15 protein-coding genes are annotated in these 17158 nt (G+C 60.2%); 10 read left to right on the top strand and 5 right to left on the bottom strand.

Annotated elements, in window-relative coordinates:
* Positions 1-172: 172 nt before the first annotated feature.
* The 9 genes from VFI82_16200 (at position 173) to VFI82_16160 (ending at position 9615) form a co-directional block, all read left to right on the top strand.
* Positions 173-1297, top strand: coding sequence for a hypothetical protein (locus tag VFI82_16200; GenBank protein ID HET7186227.1), 1125 nt, complete (start codon positions 173-175; stop codon positions 1295-1297).
* A gap of 148 nt (positions 1298-1445) precedes the next feature.
* Positions 1446-2660 carry an ABC transporter substrate-binding protein gene (locus tag VFI82_16195; GenBank protein ID HET7186226.1) on the top strand — a complete coding sequence of 405 codons (1215 nt, stop codon included), beginning with the start codon at positions 1446-1448 and terminating at the stop codon, positions 2658-2660.
* A 27-nt stretch (positions 2661-2687) separates the two neighbouring features.
* Entirely contained in the window at positions 2688-3563 is an 876-nt protein-coding gene (locus VFI82_16190) for a branched-chain amino acid ABC transporter permease (protein HET7186225.1), read from the top strand.
* Positions 3560-4564, top strand: a complete 1005-nt coding sequence (locus VFI82_16185; protein HET7186224.1) for a branched-chain amino acid ABC transporter permease — start codon at positions 3560-3562, stop codon at positions 4562-4564. The genes VFI82_16190 and VFI82_16185 overlap by 4 nt, the downstream gene beginning before the upstream one ends.
* Positions 4565-4656: 92 nt before the next feature.
* A complete protein-coding gene (locus VFI82_16180; GenBank protein HET7186223.1) occupies positions 4657-5391 on the top strand; it encodes an ABC transporter ATP-binding protein in 735 nt (244 codons plus the stop codon).
* On the top strand, positions 5388-6113 hold the full coding sequence (locus tag VFI82_16175; protein ID HET7186222.1) for an ABC transporter ATP-binding protein: 726 nt from the start codon (positions 5388-5390) through the stop codon (positions 6111-6113). Before VFI82_16180 ends, VFI82_16175 begins: the two co-directional genes overlap by 4 nt.
* A 100-nt stretch (positions 6114-6213) precedes the next feature.
* Positions 6214-6600, top strand: a complete 387-nt coding sequence (locus tag VFI82_16170; protein HET7186221.1) for a BlaI/MecI/CopY family transcriptional regulator — start codon at positions 6214-6216, stop codon at positions 6598-6600.
* Positions 6597-7967, top strand: coding sequence for a M56 family metallopeptidase (locus VFI82_16165; protein HET7186220.1), 1371 nt, complete (start codon positions 6597-6599; stop codon positions 7965-7967). The genes VFI82_16170 and VFI82_16165 overlap by 4 nt, the downstream gene beginning before the upstream one ends.
* Positions 7968-8082: 115 nt before the next feature.
* Positions 8083-9615, top strand: a complete 1533-nt coding sequence (locus tag VFI82_16160; GenBank protein ID HET7186219.1) for a Do family serine endopeptidase — start codon at positions 8083-8085, stop codon at positions 9613-9615.
* Between the two features lie 180 nt (positions 9616-9795).
* On the opposite strand, the gene VFI82_16155 is transcribed toward VFI82_16160, so the two are convergent.
* The 5 genes from VFI82_16155 to VFI82_16135 form a co-directional block, all read right to left on the bottom strand.
* A complete protein-coding gene (locus VFI82_16155) occupies positions 9796-11394 on the bottom strand; it encodes a S41 family peptidase (protein ID HET7186218.1) in 1599 nt (532 codons plus the stop codon).
* Positions 11395-11546: 152 nt separating this feature from the next.
* A complete protein-coding gene (locus VFI82_16150) occupies positions 11547-12983 on the bottom strand; it encodes an ammonia-forming cytochrome c nitrite reductase subunit c552 (protein ID HET7186217.1) in 1437 nt (478 codons plus the stop codon).
* Entirely contained in the window at positions 12980-13471 is a 492-nt protein-coding gene (gene nrfH, locus VFI82_16145; GenBank protein HET7186216.1) for a cytochrome c nitrite reductase small subunit, read from the bottom strand. The genes VFI82_16150 and nrfH overlap by 4 nt, the downstream gene beginning before the upstream one ends.
* 300 nt (positions 13472-13771) lie before the next feature.
* Positions 13772-15133, bottom strand: a complete 1362-nt coding sequence (locus tag VFI82_16140) for an ATP-binding protein (protein HET7186215.1) — start codon at positions 15131-15133, stop codon at positions 13772-13774.
* A 3-nt stretch (positions 15134-15136) separates the two neighbouring features.
* Positions 15137-15826: a response regulator transcription factor gene (locus VFI82_16135; protein HET7186214.1), complete on the bottom strand. Its 690-nt coding sequence runs from the start codon at positions 15824-15826 to the stop codon at positions 15137-15139.
* A gap of 463 nt (positions 15827-16289) precedes the next feature.
* Between VFI82_16135 and VFI82_16130 the strand changes: the two genes are divergently transcribed.
* The coding region (locus VFI82_16130; GenBank protein ID HET7186213.1) for an efflux RND transporter periplasmic adaptor subunit at positions 16290-17158 on the top strand (869 nt) is incomplete at its 3' end.

Raw genomic sequence — 17158 nt, 5'->3', positions numbered from 1 at the left:
AGGCAAGTTCGGACGGTCGAACGTGCAGGCGTACTACGAGATGGACTTTGAAGGCGCTGCACAGACGGCCAACGAAACCACGACCAACAGCTTCCAGCCTCGTATTCGTGAACTCTGGGCCAATGTCGATGCTCCCGGCGGCGTCTCCTTTTCCGGCGGATAAACCTGGAGCTTGATCACCGCCAACCGCACTGGCGTGGGACCGCGCGGCATCATGCTGCCGACACACATCAGCGCATCCCTGGAGGTAGGCTGGCACTACACCCGCCAGGGCGGTGTCCGCGTCTACAAGACTTTCGATCTCGCCAACAAGAAGAAGTTTTACTTTGCGGTGGCGGCGGAAGAAGGGCAAACCACCGTTGCCGGCTCGACTCCCGCCAACACCACCATTTGGGGCCTGCAAGGCAGTCCCACCATTTCTCTGGGTTCTGGCGCCAACTGCAACAACGCGCCCGTCGCAGGGCCGACTATCAATGGGGTTGCGACGACCGGAACTGCCCCGTGCAGCACGTTCGCCAGCGGCCTCTCTCTCAACGCGGCGCCTGACCTGATTGGCAAGATCGCGTTTGAACCCGGCTGGGGCCATTTCGAAATTGGCGTCATGGGACGCTTTTTCCGTGACCGCGTTGCCCTCACTCCCGTGGTCGGCGGTGTGACGGCCAATTCCGGCATTGCCAGTGCCGGCACCAACCATACAACCCCGGCCGCTTCGGTTGCGTTCAATGCGGTCCTGCCCGTGGTCGCCAAGAAGGTGGATATTGTCGTGACCACCCTCGGTGGCCGTGGTATCGGCCGCTACAGCCCCAATGGGACGGATGTTACGATCCGACCCGATGGGACCTTACAACCGCTCCTCGGCTACTCCGGCGCGATCGGAATCGAGACTCATCCGACTCCGAAGCTTGACTTCATGATCTATGCCGGCGACGAGTACATCCAGCGCTCGCCTTACTACACCGCGTTCTCACCTGGCACAGCGACCATCCCGGTCGGCTTCCCAACTGCCGGCGTCGGCTATGGCACCGTCTTCTCCATCCAGAGTGGCTGCCAGGTCGAGATACCGTTAGCCGGGCAGGCGTGCGCGGTTTCCAACCGCAATCTCATGGAGTTCAGTCCAGGGTTCTGGTATCGCTTCTACCGGGGGCCTGCGGGTACGATCCAGTACGGTATGTTCTATTCGTATCAGCGCCGCGCTGTGTGGACGGGAAACCAGAACACGGCAGCTATTCCTGTCCTGGGTGGGCCCCTTGGCCAGCAGCATGAAATCCTGACTGCCTTCCGCTGGTACTTCCCGTAAACCCAACCTTGTCCCTTAACCACGGCAGGCGCCGGTCATTGTGATCGGCGCCTGTCGCCGTTTCTTGCCCCGGAAGCGTACAATTCCAACCGCGCGATTGGACGGCTTCGCGTCCTGTGTGCTGAAAATTTTATTTGGAGGAGTGGCCATGCGCCCCAGAGCCTCTGCTGTGCTCATCGTGGTCGCAGTGTTGAGCCTTGCAGTCCTGATCGGCTGCCAAAATAAAGGCGCCGGCAATACCATCAAGATCGGCGTCATCACTTCGCTCACCGGAAGCCAGGCGGCATTCGGCCAGGCCCACAAGAACGGCTACGCCATCGCGCTGGAGGAGATCAACGCCAAGGGCGGCGTCAACGGCAAGAAGATTGAACTCGACTTTTATGACGATCAAAGCAAGCCGGATCAGGCGGTGCAAGGCGTGAACAAGCTCGTAGACCAGGACCACGTTCCCATCATTATCGGCTCCTATTCTTCCGAGAGCACGCGCGCCATCGTGCCGGTCGTTACCGCCAAGCAGGTCCCCCTCCTCATTCCCACCGCCGTCGCCGACAACATCATGCAAACCGGCTCACAATGGATCTTCCGTCTTTGCGCCGGATCCGGCGACTACGCCAAGTCCACCCTGGATTTTCTGAAGAATAATGGCAATCCTAAGACGCTTGCCATCGTTTACGAGAACACCAACTTCGGGCAGGCAAACTTCAACTCCATGAATGCCCTAGCCACCGCGGCCGGAATGAACGTGGTGGACACGGAGGCCTACCAGGCCAGTTCTCCCGATTACAAGTCGCTGCTCCAGCGTGTGAAGGGTAAGAACCCGGAAGCGGTCTACCTCGCGTCGTACTTGCTGGACGCGACCACGCTCATGCGCCAATCCGAAACCGTGAATCTGAACCCAAAGTATTACACTTCGGCCGGCACCGGCTTCGCCATCGCGGAATTCCCCACCGACAAGGGCGCGGGCAAGTACGCCAACTACACCTACTCCGTGTCCCAGTGGCTGCCGACCGCGAAGTGGGCAGGCTCCAAGGAATTCGACGACAAGTTTTTCCAGCTCACCAAGACTCACCCCTCATTCCACGCTCTGCAAGCTTATGTCGCCCTCATTGTCGCGGTGGAAGCGATGAAGAAGAACATGACCTCGCCGGCGGCGATCCGCGACCAGATTCGTGCCATCGATATTCCCATGACGCCTTTCGGTCCCATTAAGTTCGATGCCAAGGGTCAAAACGCCCACCCGGCTTTGGTGACGCAAATCCAGAATCAGCAATACAAGGTCGTGTGGCCGCCGGATGCCGCCGAAGCCAAGCCGATTTATCCCACGCCGACCTGGGCGGAGCGGAAGAAAAAGGGAGAACTCTAATCTGCGGGTTGCCGGTGGGGTGATGTGGTGGACTGGCTCTATCCTTTCCTGCAAGCGGTCCTGAACGGAATCCTGACGGGAGCGCTGTACGCGCTCATCGCGATGGGGATGGCGCTGATTTTTGGCGTCATGCGCATCGTCAACTTTGCCCACGGCGCCTTTCTCATGCTCGGCATGTACGCCACCTGGGTGATCTTTGAGTACGGCCACGTCAACCCATATTTCGGATTCCTCGCCGCCGGCGCGCTGCTGTTCGCCATTGGCATGGCTGTCTATGCCGGTCTGGTGAGGCATGTCCCGGTCCAGGCCGAGTTCATGATCATCCTGCTTACTTTGGGGGTGTCGCTAATCTCGGTGGATACCGTCCTGCTGGTCTTCGGCGCCGATTACCACCAGTTGAATTTCGCCCTGCTCGGCAAGAATTTCCGCATGGGACAGATCTCGCTCAACGCTCCCTGGCTGATCTCGTTCGCCATCGCGCTACTGGCCGCGTTCGCCCTCTATTTTTTCGTCATGCGCACGATGTTTGGCCGCGCCGCCAGGGCCATCGCGCAGAACCCTTATTCCGCGCCCCTGATGGGAATCAACATTCATCGTGTGCAGGCTGTCACTTTCGGCATCGGCGCTGCCGCCGCCGGCATCGCCGGGGGACTCCTGTTGCCGGTGTTCTACCTGTATCCCGATGTCGGGCATCTCTTCAATTTGAAATCATTTCTCATGGTTGTCATGGGCGGGATGGGATCGATCGAAGGCGCCGCCGCCGCCGGGCTGGTGCTCGGGGTTGTCGAAAGCCTCACCAGCTTGTATTGGGGCAATGAGTGGGCGCTGGTGGTGGATTTCGTGCTCTTTATTCTCGTGCTCTCCTTCAAACCGAGTGGGATTTTTGGGAGCCAGCGCGCATGAAGCGCCCCCAGGTACTCATCGGTGCTGCAATTTTTCTAATCGCCCTCGTGATTCCTGTATTCGTCCGCAATGATTATTTTCTGCAAGTCATTTTCCGGCTGTTTCTTTTCGCGACCCTGGGACTGGCCTGGAACCTGGTCGGCGGTTACGCTGGGCAGTTATCGCTGGGGCACGCTGCCTTCTTCGGCATCGGCGCCTATGGCCTGGCGCTGTTAAGTAAAGGTGCTTCCCCGTGGCTGGCGATCCTGGGGGGCGTTGTGGCGTCCATGGTCGCTGCCGTCATTATCGGCAGCGTGTCATTTCGCTTGCGCGGACCTTACTTCTGCCTCGCCACCATCGCCTTTGCCGAAGTGGTCAGGCTGATCGCCAAGAACTTGCCGAATGTCACCGGCGGTGACGTGGGAACACCGGTGCCCTCTCTGTTCCCGCAGAACACGATGATGTCTTTCTATTACGCGTGCGTGGTGCTGACCATCGCCGCCTTTGCCATCAATGCCTGGGTGGAGCGCTCGCGCTTTGGGTATTACCTGATGGCCATCCGCGAAGACGAGGACACCGCCCTCTCCGTCGGCGTCAACACAGCGCGTGTGAAGTTGTGGTCGCTGCTGCTGAGCGCGGCTATCTCGGCGGTCGCCGGCGCGCTCTACGCCAGCCTGTTTCTTTTTATCGTTCCCGATCCTGTTCTCGGGATCGAGCTCTCGGTTGAAATCTCGATTCTGCCCATGCTCGGGGGCGCCGGGACGCTGCTCGGGCCTGTGGTCGGGTCGCTCGTCCTGGAAACCGCCAACGAAGTGTTTAAGAACATCTTCAAGGAAGCGCACCTGCTGATTTACGGAATTCTGGTTGTGCTGGTGGTGCTGTTTCTTCCGGAAGGAATTGTTGGAACACTCATGCGCAAGTTGCGCTGGTTTAAAGCTGCGCCCCCTCCGGCTTTTGCTGCGACGCCACCTCCAGGTCCGGCGGAAGAGAGCAGGCGCGTACCGCTTCCGCAGCCGGAATGAAAGGGAAGGGCACGGCTTTAGCCGCGCCAACAGGACTTTAGTTGTGTGTCATTCCGAGGGGCTTTAGCCCCTAAGAAATTGGGCCTTACTTGATGCCTCTGCTGGAAATCAAGAACGTCAGCAAGCGCTTCGGCGGGCTGAAAGCCGTTTCCGACGTCTCCATGTCGGTCGCCGCCGGCGAGATCGCCTTCATCGTCGGACCCAATGGCGCCGGTAAAACTACGCTCTTTAACCTGATCACCAGCGTTCACCAGGCGGACGCCGGCAATATCATTTTCGACGGTCACGACATTACCCACTCCTCTCCCGACGCAGCCGCGAAAATCGGCATTGGCCGCACCTTTCAGATCGTCAAGCCGCTGCGCAACCTCACCATCCTGGAGAACGCGATGCTCGGCGCGTTCCTGCACACCTCGTCCGCGCACATCGCCGAGAGGGAAGCGACCAGGGTGCTCGAGTTTCTCGGCATGGCCAAGGTCATGCACCTGCCGGCGCGCGGCCTGGGACTGCCGATGATGAAACGTCTCGAGATTGCCCGCGCCCTCGCCACCAAACCCAAGCTCATCCTGCTCGACGAGGTGGTCGCCGGCCTGCCGACTTCCGAGGCGCTCAGTCTCGCTGACCTGCTCAAGCGACTTCCCGAGTGGGGCATCGCCGCCATCGGTGGCGTTGAGCACGTCATGCAAGTGGTCATGAAGATCGCCGACCGCGTGGTCGTACTCGATTATGGCGTGAAGATCGCGGAAGGCAAGCCCCAGGACGTCGTTCAGTGGCCGCAAGTGATCGCCGCCTACCTGGGGTCGAAGTACAAGGAATTGCTGAAATGAGCGCCAACGGGAACGAACTGCTGCAGATGAACGAGGTCGAGGCCTCGTACGGCGATTTCCAGGCGCTGTTCAACATCACCCTGAAAGTCAGTCGAGGTGAGATTGTGACCCTGATCGGCGCCAACGGCGCCGGCAAAACCACCACCCTGCGCGTTATCAGCGGCCTGCTGCGCGCGAAAAAGGGCTCCATCACCTTCGACGGTCAGAACATCAGCAGGACGCCCGCGCACGAAATCGTGGCGCGCGGCATCAGCCACGTGCCGGAAGGCCGGCAACTGTTTCCTTATATGACCGTCGAAGAGCACCTCGTGCTCGGCGCTTACATCGACCGCACACGTCCCCGGATTCCGCAATTGCTCGAAGAGCAGTACGCCATGTTTCCGCGCTTGAAGGAACGCCGCAGGCAACCGGCAGGGACGCTCTCCGGCGGCGAGCAGCAGATGGTCGCCATCGCGCGCGGCCTCATGTCGGAACCCAAACTGCTGCTGCTCGACGAGCCTTCGCTCGGCCTTGCTCCCAAGCTGGTGGAGGAAGTTTTTGCCAAGATCCGCCAGATCGGCGAAAAGGGCGTTACCGTCATGGTAGTGGAGCAGAATGTGGTGGACGGTCTCAGCGTCTCCACCCGCGGCTATGTGGTGGAGAATGGCGCGGTCATTCTTCAGGGTCCATCGGCGGAATTGCTCAGTAACGAGAACATCCGCGCTGCCTACCTTGGTCTGTGAGCGATTTTCTTGTATTATTTTGCAACTAATTATTTAGGTGACAAATCTCATGATTGCCCGTCTAATGAAATGAGACGCCAATCGAGGAGGAACCGGCCGCTTGCCGCCGAGAAAGTCTCAGACCCTGACGGAAGCCGAGCTTCGCCTGATGAACGTGCTATGGCAGAAAGGCTCGGCCACCGTGCAGCAGGTACTCGACAGCCTGCCCGGCAAGCCGGCGCTGGCGTACAACTCCGTGCTTACCACCATCCGAATCCTTGAGAACAAAGGCTACGTCAAGCACCTGAAGGATGGGCGGGCGCACGTCTACACGCCGCTGCTGGGTAAAAGGGAAGCGACGCGCTTCGAGATCCGCCACCTGGTGAATCGCTTCTTCAAGAACTCGCACGAACAACTGGTGTTGAACATATTGCAGGACGACAGCATTGACGAAGCCGAGTTGAAGAAGCTTCGCCGCATGCTGGAAGGCGGGACGCAGGAACGATGAACGTCTTTTACAGCCTGTTGATCGCCGCCGCCCAGGGAACGGCTGAGCGAATTTTACATTCGTTTGTCCTCGGTATCGCACTTACAGCGTTTGCCTGGGTACTGCTGCGGGTCATCCCGCGACCCAATGCGTCCACGCGCTTCGCCGTGTGGTTTACTGCGCTGCTTGCAACCGCGTTCCTGCCGCTCGCCGACAGCTCTTTGCATGTGCTTGGGAGGACGGCACCGGCAGTGCATCCTTTGGTCTCTGTCCCGCCTTCCTGGGCCCTCTACCTCGCGCCGGCATGGGCTGGCGCCGCCGCGATAGGCTTGTTGCGTGTCGGGGTTGGCCTTAGCGAGTTGCGTCGCCTGCGCCAGAGTTGCCGCGCGATTGGGAACGCCGATCCGGCATGGCAAGCCACGGCCACGCGTATTTGTCCGTTACGGCGCATCGAGATCCTGACTTCCGACCGCGTTCACGTTCCCACCGCTCTCGGCTTCTTCAAGCCGATGGTCGTGATTCCCGCCGGTCTTCTTGATCAGCTTTCACCGACGGAGATGAACCAGGTCCTGCTGCACGAACTGGCACACCTTCGCCGCTGGGATGACTGGACCAATGCATTGCAAAAGCTGGTCAAGGCGCTGCTGTTCTTCCATCCCGCCGCTTGGTGGATGGAGCAACGGATTGCGCTGGAGAGAGAAGTGGCGTGCGACGACGCCGTGCTGGCAGAAACATCCAGCCCTCATGCCTATGCCAGGTGCCTGGCCGGCTTGGCCGAAAAAAGTTTCGCCCGCCGCAGCACCGCGCTGGTGCAGGCGGCGGTAAACCGGGTTCGCCAGACCACGTTACGCGTCGCTCGAATTCTTGACGTAAATCGCCCGAAAACCGCCACCGGGGGGAAGATTTCTGTTGCTTTGGTGGCGGCTTTCACATGCGCCTGCGTCGGCATCGTCTCGCAGTTACCGCCGTTGGTGAGCTTCCAGGATCAAGCTACATCACTCGCCATCGCAAGACCTGCCCTGCCGGTTCCCCCGCAGCTTGCGCTGAATCGGTCCGCCGTCGATCTACCGCCATCCGCTATCAAGAGGCCCGCTTCTGCGCCTCGCCTGATCCAAGCGAAGTCTAACAACAGGTCCGCCGCTGAACTCGGGCGGCAAGGATCGCAGGCGTTGCGTCCTCGCCCGGTGCTCGCCCGAACGGTTTCACCAGGCGCGCCGCGCGTCATTCAAGCCAAAGTCAAGGCGATGCCGCAAACACCTGTAACCACGGGCGTGCTCATCATCTTTGTCGACGACCCGGTTTTTGGACCTACCCCGATCGTGTTTCACTTTGCGGTTTGGCACGCCGCTCCGGCGCGGTCGCCGGCAGAGCCTCAAAAGAACATTTAGGAGAATTTGTGACTGTAATCGGAGATTTTGCGCGAAATAAAACTAATCAATTAGTTGATATCAACAAAGAGGTGAACCTGTGAAAACCTGGATAGCAGATCAATGGAAGAGGATCGTGGCGCGACCGCTGATCACGTCGGTCGTCGCCTTCGCCATGATCATGTCTTGGGGCGCACTTGAATTCGCGCGTCCCACAAATGTGCATGCAGCCTCCGCCGCTCCTGCCGCGGCGGCCTTGGACCCCGACAGCGTCAACGCCATTCTGGCGCTCGACAAAGCCATGGAAACCCTGGCCGCGCGCGTAACGCCGGCGGTCGTGAACGTCACTGTCGCTTCCCGCTCCTCCGCGCACTTGACGAGCGACAATGACGATGAGCAGGCGCCGCAGATGCCGAACTTGCCGCCCGGCTTCGGACAATTCTTCGGTCCCCAGTTCCGCCAATTTCAATTCCGGCAGCGGCCGCAGATCGAGCACGTCGGCGGCAGCGGCGTCATCATTTCCCCTGACGGTTACATCGTCACCAACAATCACGTGGTGGACGGTGCGGTAGACATCAGCGTGACCATGAGCGATCGCCGCGTGCTTCCCGCGAAACTTGTCGGCGCCGACCCGCTCACCGATCTTGCCGTCATCAAGGTCGCCGGGAGCAATTTCCCCAGCGTCCCCTGGGGCGATTCCACGCAATTGCATCCCGGGCAGACCGTGCTCGCTTTCGGCAATCCGCTCGGGTTCCGCTTCTCCGTGACCCGCGGCATCGTCAGTGCGGTAAACCGCCCGAATCCGTTTTCCGATAACGCTCGCAAGCCCGGCCAGTTCATCCAGACCGACGCCGCCATCAACCAGGGCAATTCCGGCGGACCGTTGGTCGACGCGCGCGGCCAGGTGATCGGGATCAACACCTTCCTGATCTCGCCCTCAGGCGCTTTTGCCGGCATGGGCTTTGCCATTCCCACGCAAGTCGCTCGTCCCACGGTGGACACTCTGATCAAGTACGGCAAGGTCGAGCACGCCTACATGGGCATCGGCATCAGCGACGTGACGCCGGCCAACGCCCGGTTCTTCCACCGGCAAGACGCCTCCGGCGCGGTCATCACGCAAGTTGAGCCCGATGCGCCCGGAGCAAGGGCCGGGCTGAAGATCGGCGACGTAATCACCGAAGTGGACGGGCAGAAGGTCGATGACGCCGGACAACTGCAGGTCATCGTCGGCCAGAAGCGTCCCGGCACCAAGGTCAACGTGCAAGTTGATCGCGATGGCAAGTCCGTCACCGTTCCGGTCACGGTCGAAGCCATGAATCGAACTACCGAACGCGCTGTCTCCGGAAGTGAGCACGGCAAAGCGCGCTGGGGCCTTGGCCTCACCGACCTCAACGCCGATACCCGCCAGCAGTTGCGGCTTCCTGGTGATATGCGGGGCGCTCTTGTCGGTCGCGTCGAGCCCGGAAGCCCGGCGGACAATGCCGGTCTGACCCAAGGCGACATCATCCTGCAGGTCAATCGCAAGGACACCCCCACCGCGGCTGATGTCAAAGACGCGCTCTCGAAAATTCCTGAGGGGCAGGACGTTATGTTGCTCGTCCACTCCAACGGCGGCAATAGTTTCCGCGTGTTGCACTCGGCAGAAAAGTCGGAGAAGTCTTCCGGCTAGCGCGCCTGCAATTCTGATCCTCTCACCCTTGTTGCTCCCGCACCCGGAGCAACAAGGGTAATTTCTTGTCTTGCCCTTTGTGCCCTCCAGTCCAGGCGATAACAACCCTCCAAAAGCAACGCGGCGGGCGCTCATGCCCGCCGCAATTAACTTTCAGTTCGAAATTCTAAACCAAAACTCCTACTGCTTGCCCACGCCTGCTGCGCGGGAGCGCGTCGCGATCACCCGCCTTGCGCTCTCGGTCAACTGCTTGGCCTGCGGCAGAAGTTCCAGAGCTTTGGCCACTTGCGGGTCTGCCTCGGCCCTTGCCCGCAGCCCGGCATCCACCCCAAACACCTCGGTGAACAATTCACCCTTAATGTTCGATTTCACCCAATCCAGGTTCTGCTGCAATTCCGGCTCGGTCCACGGGACTTTGTTGGCGTTCAGAAACTCCCGGAACTGTTGTGTGACTTGGTCATCCACCGTGAAGCTCTTCTGCACCTGGTGATTGCTCAGAAACTTCTTCGCGAAATCGAAAAAGACATAGTGGATCTGCATTTCGTTCTGGAACCGGTTCGCCTTGGGCGTGGCGAATTTCACGTCCGGAGTGATGCCGTCACCCCCATAGACCGTCCGCCCGCTATCGGTGGCTTTCGACTCCCGTCCGGCCGTGTTGTCCTGGCTGCCGGCGCCATAGTAATAATCATAGAGCGACACGCCGGTGTATTTGCGCTGGATCAGACGTCCGCTAGGCGTGTAATACTTCGCGGTGGTCAACGCCAGTCCGGTATGGTCAGACAAAGGATACACCGTCTGGACCAGTCCCTTTCCAAACGTGTTTTCGCCCAGCACCAGGCCGCGATCATGGTCCTGGATCGCCCCCGACACAATCTCCGCCGCCGAAGCCGTGCCGCGGTTCACCAGCACAACGATCGGGTACTCCTTCCCGCCGTTCCCGTTTTTTGCCCGGTAAACGATCTCCGGTGACGAACGTCCGCGTTGTGACACGACCACCGCGCCCTTCGGCAGGAAACGGTCGGCGACCGACACCGCTTCTTTCAGCAACCCGCCCGGATCCTGGCGCAGGTCGAGAATCAATCCATTCAAGTTCCCGAACTCCGCCAGCGCCATGTCCAGTTCGTGATCGGTGGTTTCGATGAACGAGCTGATATGCAAGTAGCCAACGCCCGGCCGCACCAGAAAGTGCACATCCACGCTGTGACGCGGAATCTCGTCTCGCGTGACGTTGAATTCCAGCGGCTTCTGCGCTCCCTCGCGCACAATGCTGATCTGAACTTTCGAACCGCGCGGCCCCTTCACCAGGTCGGCGACGTCGGCCGTCGTCATGTTGTCCGTCGGCTTGCCGTCGACGGCCAGGATGACGTCACCGGCGCGGATTCCAGCCTTGTAAGCGGGAGCGCCTACAAACGGCGAAATCACCACGATCTTGTTGCCTCGCGGGCCGATCTCCATGCCCACGCCGAAATAATTGCCGCGCTGCTCTTCATTGAGCTGGGCGAACGCCTTCGGATCGAAGAAGGTCGAATGCGGGTCCAGCGAACGCAGCATGCCGGGGATGGCCCCGTCGTAGATGGCCTTGTCCGCCTTTACCGGCTCAGCGTAGTTCTGCTCCACCACGTCGTAGACCTGCGTAAACTGCCGCAGGTTCTGTTGCATGTCGGTGTCGTCACTCTGCTCGGATCGGACGCGCTGCCCGAAGACCACGCCCAATAATCCGGAAACCATGAGAATTACGACCAGGACCAATAACGACCGGTTCAGCTTTTGCATAGGCATACGGTTTCGCCCGCGGTAGCAACACGGACCCTTTGTATAAGATGCGCGACAAGCCCCCACGACTGCACTACTTGGCCCAGGCAGGCCGATTTTTCTGGTAAGAAAAAAGCCCGGCGATCATCCGCCGGGCCAAGTCACCGATTGTGCAACGTTCATTTCCCCTGGCTAGGAGCTGACTGCAAACTCGCCTTCCTTAATTCCGGCTTCGCGGGCAGGACCGTGCTGCGCAGTGACAACTGCCCCAGACGGCACAAATTGATGGCCTCGGCCAGCACCCGCGTGGACTCCTGCGGCGCATGGAATCCCATCGAGTTTTCCGACATCGCAAAGTCCAGGTAGAAGCTTGCCTTGCGCTGGAAGTCGCGCGCCTTCTCCAACTCGGCATCGGTCGCGCCCATCGTTTTTGCCGTATTGATGTCGCGGACCAGGTCGATCAGCGCGTCCATGGTTACGTTGCGTTCGTTGAAGAACCGCGTCTGGATCTCCTCCACCCGTCCTTTGATTTCTTTCTCGTCCCAGTGATGGCACTGCTGGCATGACCGGTTGATGTTCAGCAAGGGGCTGCGGACATGGTGGTCGCTGATCTTGAGCCCGCCCTCGCGCCGGTATGGCATATGGCAATCCGCGCAAGCCACGTTGGAGCGCGCATGGATGCCCTGGCTCCACATCTCGAACTCCGGATGCTGTGCCTTCAGCATGGGGGCGCCAGTTTCGCCGTGCACCCAGTCTTTGAATTTCTCGTCATCATAAAATTGGACGATTTTCTCGACTTCCACTCCCTTGGACCACGGGAACGTCAGCCGCTTGTCCGGGGGCTTGAAGTAGTACTCCACGTGGCATTGCGCGCATACGTAGGAGCGCATCTCCTGCACGTTCGCCTGCTTGTTGACATCGAAATCCGCGACTCCCTGCGACGCCTTCAAGGCCCGGATCCCTTCGATGAACGCCGGCCTGGTGATTCGCAGTTGCATCGTGTTCGGCTCGTGGCAATCGATGCAAGCTACCGGGTGCTTGACCAGTTTCACCGCCTCTGCGTACGGCATCTTGCTGATCTTCTCGAAGCCCGCCGTGATGTCGCCGTTGCCCTGTTCCAGGTACGCCTTGTACAGCGACGCATGGCAGTTCAGGCACGTGCCCGGCTGCTTCGCGAATTTCTGCCGGCCGGTGTAGATCTGGTCGGTCAGCATGTACTCATGTCCGCGGCGCTCGCGGTAATCGGCCGAAAATGCGTATCCTGCCCACATCTCTTTCAGGCGCGGATCTTTTTCCAGGTTGGAGCGCGCGATCGTCAGACGAGGATCGTCTTTACTGGTGTTCAACTGCGCCTCGTCACCCCCGAACTTCGTCGCCTGTTCCTGTTTCGTGCGCAGGTAGAGGTTGTACTGCATGGGGAAGTTCTTCCCCCAGGTGGCCGGGTCATCGATCTTGTCACTGAGTTCCACCGTCTTATAGAACGGGTTCTTGGCTTCCTGCCGGTGCTCAAAGACATTCACCAGCAGCCCCGTCGCGGCCACCGCGGCGATTGCCGCCAGCACTACCGTGATCGTCAACAGACGCTTGTTGATCACCGTTTCTTTCTCGTTGCTCATGGCAGGTTTCCTTCAAGCGAGGTATTGGTGGAAGCCACCGCTTCCGAGTGTCCGCTCGACGCGTGGCAGCGGATGCAGCTCATCTCTGCCGCTTCCCGGTGCGTGCCCTCCGCCATCGCCACCACGTCCTGGTGACAGTTACGGCAGGCCTCTTCCGTCACGCGATGATTGCGGTTCTTGATCTGGATGGAATCTGGAAATCGTCCCGATGTGAACGCCAGCGAATGGAAGAACCCGTTCGACGTCTTCGTCGCATACTTCGCCAGCAGGCCGGGTGGCGTATGACAGTCATTGCATTTTGCCGCCGCGTGATGGCTCCCCTTCTGCCATCCGCTGTAGTACTCCTTCATCACGTGGCAGTTGGTGCACGACTCGGGATTGTTCGACAGGTAGGAGTAGCCGCGCGCGTAGATAAACGTGTAGGATCCGATTCCCAGCGCGGCTCCCAGCACGATGCCCAGCCCGATCGTGATCGTCTTGGCTTTCATTGGCTCCGCCAGCTCGTGCCCCGATTTCTGATGGACCCGTTTTCGCTAACCGCGGATTTTCCCGCCGGTCAGCCTCTTCCGCCGTGACCCGCATCACCTCACGATGTCACCCACCGCACCCGTGCGCGTGACGCCAGAATTGGGAACGGGATTCGAGGCCGGAGGCGGTGTCGTCCCGAGTTCGCCGCGAGCGAGGGAATCCAGGTATTTGCCTGAGGACAACCGATCGTGAAGGTTCTTCCGGAAGAAATTACTGAGGAAACAAATGTGACAGAAGCAGGTTCGATTGCCAATTTCAAATCATCCGCACTGCGCCGGCACCCTGATCTTCACCACCAGCCCGCCGCCTGGCGCATTCGCCGCCGCCACCGTTCCGCCGTGCAGCCGCACCGCGCGGTCGGCAATCGCCAGTCCAAGTCCAGCCCCTCCCGTGTCGCGCTCGCGGGCATTGCCGACCCGGTAAAACGGACGGAAAAGGTTCTGTAGCTCCGAGTCCGGAACTCCCGGCCCGTGGTCGCGGACGGTGATCTCGGCCGTCGAATCGTGATTCGCCAGCGTGATCTCGATTTCGCTGCCTGAAGCCGTATATCGCACCGCGTTGCGCACCACGTTTTCTACCGCGCTGCGCAACAGTTCCGGACTGCCCTCGGCCGTGCACTTTATGTTTCCGACCATGCGCACGGCGCAGCTCCGCTCCTGGGCTTCAAACTCCGCGTCCTCCGCCACCTCTTTTACGATCTCATCCAGCCGCACATGGGATTTGTCCGGCGGGCCCGCCGCTCCCTGCATGCGCGCCAGCGATAGCAGTTTCCCGATCATTTCATTCAGCCGCTCGGCCTCCCGCTCAATCCTGTCCAACGCGGACGAGGCCTCCTCGCCGGCTCTTTGTCGCGCCAGGCCCAGGGCCACGTTCAACCGCGCCAAGGGAGACCGCAGTTCGTGCGAAATGTCGCTGATCAGCTGTCGCTGGCTGATCATCAACTGCTCGATCCGGTTGGCCATCTGGTTGAAGTCGCTTACCAGTTCACCCAGTTCGTCGCGCCGACGTTCGAGTTCCGCCGGAGCGCGCGCGCTCAAGTCTCCCGCCGACAACTCGTGCGTCGCCTGTCGCAGCCTCAGGATGGGACGGGTCAGGTACAGCGTCAGCAGGTAACAGATTAATCCTGACAGCAGAATCGCAGCCGCCCACTGCTCGATCTGCGCGCGCGCCAGCCGGCGTACCGTCCCCACCGGACCGCGCGGCATTTCCCCGACCATGATGTAGACGCGTCCGCTCGGCCCAGTGGTTCTCTGTGCCGCCATCGCCGACGAGCCTTGGATGGTGAACGCCGGCTCGCCCCCCAGGCCGGCATGTGGCGCCAGGTCACGCATGCTCTTGGACGCCCGGCCGGCGATCAGGTTCCCGTTTTCGTCAAACAGCGCTGCGCGAATGTGCGACGACGCATCCAACCGCTGGAAATAATTGTTCAACGCCACCATGCCATAGCGGTCCAATTCCTCCGCCGCCGATTGCGCATACAATGCCACCGCGTCGCTGGTCGCGCCACGCCAGCGCGAGACGATTACCTCCGGCTGGATGCCCCAGGTATAGATCAGCACCGCGCCCACCACTACCATCGTCACCCAGAAAATCAGGAAGATTTTTAGGAACAGGCTGCGCACCGGTTAACGCTCCTCCTGCCGCGTAAAGACATAACCGACGCCACGGATCGTCTTGATCCGTTCGTTTCCGTCGCTGTCACCGAGTTTCTTCCGCAGCTTGCTCACGTGCATGTCAATGCTGCGGTCGTAGGGCATGAACTTTCGCCCCAGGACGTTTTGCGCCAGTTGCTCGCGCGTGACCACCTGTCCCGAGGCCCGCATTAACGCTTCCAGCATCCCGAACTCCACGGAGGTCAGCTCCACGGGGTCTCCTGCTCGCCGTACCACCCGCGCTGCCGGATCCAATTCCACATCACCGACCACGATTCTTTCCAGCGGTGGCGACGTCGGTGTCTGCGTCCGGCGCAAGATGGCGCGGATTCTCGCCAGCAGTTCCCGCGGGTTGAACGGCTTCGGCAGGTAATCGTCGGAGCCGATCTCCAGACCCACAATACGGTCCACATCATCGCCCCGCGCCGTCAGGATCAGCACCGGCACCCGCGATTCCGCGCGCAGCTTCCGCAGCACGTCCAGTCCGCTCATCCCCGGCAGCATCACGTCCAGCACCACCATCACGTGCTCACCCGAGAGAGCTCGCTTCAAGCCCTCTTCGCCGTTGTGTACGGCTTCTACGGCGAAACCTTCCGGCGTCAGGTACTCTGACACCAGGTCGCAGAGCTCCACATCGTCATCGACAATCAGCACACTTTCCATTGCTGGCTTCAGTGTAGTCGATTCAGCTCTATAACAATCCATCCTCGATGAGCTAATTGCGTTTACAAACTTTTACGTTCTTTTGACCGACTCTTTACTCCCATGTCGGCGGCATCGGAGTTAAATGGGTGTCAATCAATGGTGCTCGCCCAAGACCCGGGCACCAGGACAGCGGCTGGGGGTGCCTCCTGAAAACCAGCCGTTGCTGCGGATGGCATGCTCCTCGGTTGCTCCTCCGAACGGGCTATCGGGAGCTGCCATCCCGCATTCGCGCCGGACAGTTCTTGGATCAAGAGTCTCCTCTCCTGAATCAGGTGACCAGCTGTCCGGCGTGAACAGCCACTAGCTGCCGGCCACTAGCCACGGTAGTCCTGCATTTACAAACTTTTACCCCTCGCTGACTGACTCTTTACCCTACTCGGCTTCCTCCCGTGTCCAATCTAGTAGCACTCGGAGAAATCTTATGAAGTACCTCAAGAGCAAGTGGATCGTGGTTGTGGCCCTGGTCATCGCCGTGGCCGTGTTTGCCGCCTTCGATTTTGGACGTACGCCCACGCCGAAATACTTCACCTCCAACGTGGAGCGTGGCGACATCAATGACGTCGTCGAAGCTACCGGCACCATCAATGCCGTTACCACCGTGCAGGTCGGCTCCCAGGTTTCGGGCACGATTTCCAAGCTTTCCGCCGACTTTAACTCGCACGTGACCAAGAACCAGGTGGTGGCGCAAATCGACGATTCACTGTTCCGCGGGGCGTTCCTGCAAGCGCAGGCCGATCTCCAGGACGCACGTGCCAACCTCGCCGCCGCTAAGGCTGGCCTGGTGAAGGCGCAGGCGACCGCCGAACAGACCTCGGCCGACTATCAGCGCAATTCCGCGCTCGCCAAGGAAGGCGTCATTGCACAGCAACAGCTCGACCAGGCGAAAGCCAATGCCGACACCGCGCAGGCTGCCGTCAACGCCGCCAAGGCGCAGGTCACGCAAGCTGAGGCCCAGGTTTCCCAGAAGGCCGCTGCTGTTTCGGTGGCGCAAACCAACCTCGACCACACCACCATTCGTTCGCCGATCGATGGCACCGTGGTTGCCCGTAATATCGACGTCGGCCAGACCGTCGCCGCGTCGTTGCAGGCTCCCACGTTGTTCAACATCGCGCAGGACCTCACCAAGATGCAGGTCTATGCCGCCACCGACGAGAGCGACGTCGGCCAGATCAAGGTCGGCCAGCCCATCACTTTCAAGGTTGACGCTTTTCCGAAAGACACTTTCCGCGGTGTTGTCTCGCAGATTCGCATGAATGCCACCACCGTGCAGAACGTGGTGACCTACAACAC

The sequence above is a fragment of the Terriglobales bacterium genome (genome assembly GCA_035691485.1).
Taxonomy (GTDB): Bacteria; Acidobacteriota; Terriglobia; order Terriglobales; family Acidobacteriaceae; genus JAIQGF01.
Note: the sequence above shows the minus strand (reverse complement) of the source record. Positions and strands in the feature narration are given on the sequence as shown.

Coding starts and splice junctions, on each gene's coding strand:
- VFI82_16195 (HET7186226.1), top strand. CDS start 1,446: ATGCGCCCCAGAGCCTCTGCTGTGCTCATCGTGGTCGCAGTGTTGAGC.
- VFI82_16185 (HET7186224.1), top strand. CDS start 3,560: ATGAAGCGCCCCCAGGTACTCATCGGTGCTGCAATTTTTCTAATCGCC.
- VFI82_16180 (HET7186223.1), top strand. CDS start 4,657: ATGCCTCTGCTGGAAATCAAGAACGTCAGCAAGCGCTTCGGCGGGCTG.
- VFI82_16175 (HET7186222.1), top strand. CDS start 5,388: ATGAGCGCCAACGGGAACGAACTGCTGCAGATGAACGAGGTCGAGGCC.
- VFI82_16165 (HET7186220.1), top strand. CDS start 6,597: ATGAACGTCTTTTACAGCCTGTTGATCGCCGCCGCCCAGGGAACGGCT.
- VFI82_16155 (HET7186218.1), bottom strand. CDS start 11,394: ATGCCTATGCAAAAGCTGAACCGGTCGTTATTGGTCCTGGTCGTAATT.
- VFI82_16150 (HET7186217.1), bottom strand. CDS start 12,983: ATGAGCAACGAGAAAGAAACGGTGATCAACAAGCGTCTGTTGACGATC.
- nrfH (HET7186216.1), bottom strand. CDS start 13,471: ATGAAAGCCAAGACGATCACGATCGGGCTGGGCATCGTGCTGGGAGCC.
- VFI82_16135 (HET7186214.1), bottom strand. CDS start 15,826: ATGGAAAGTGTGCTGATTGTCGATGACGATGTGGAGCTCTGCGACCTG.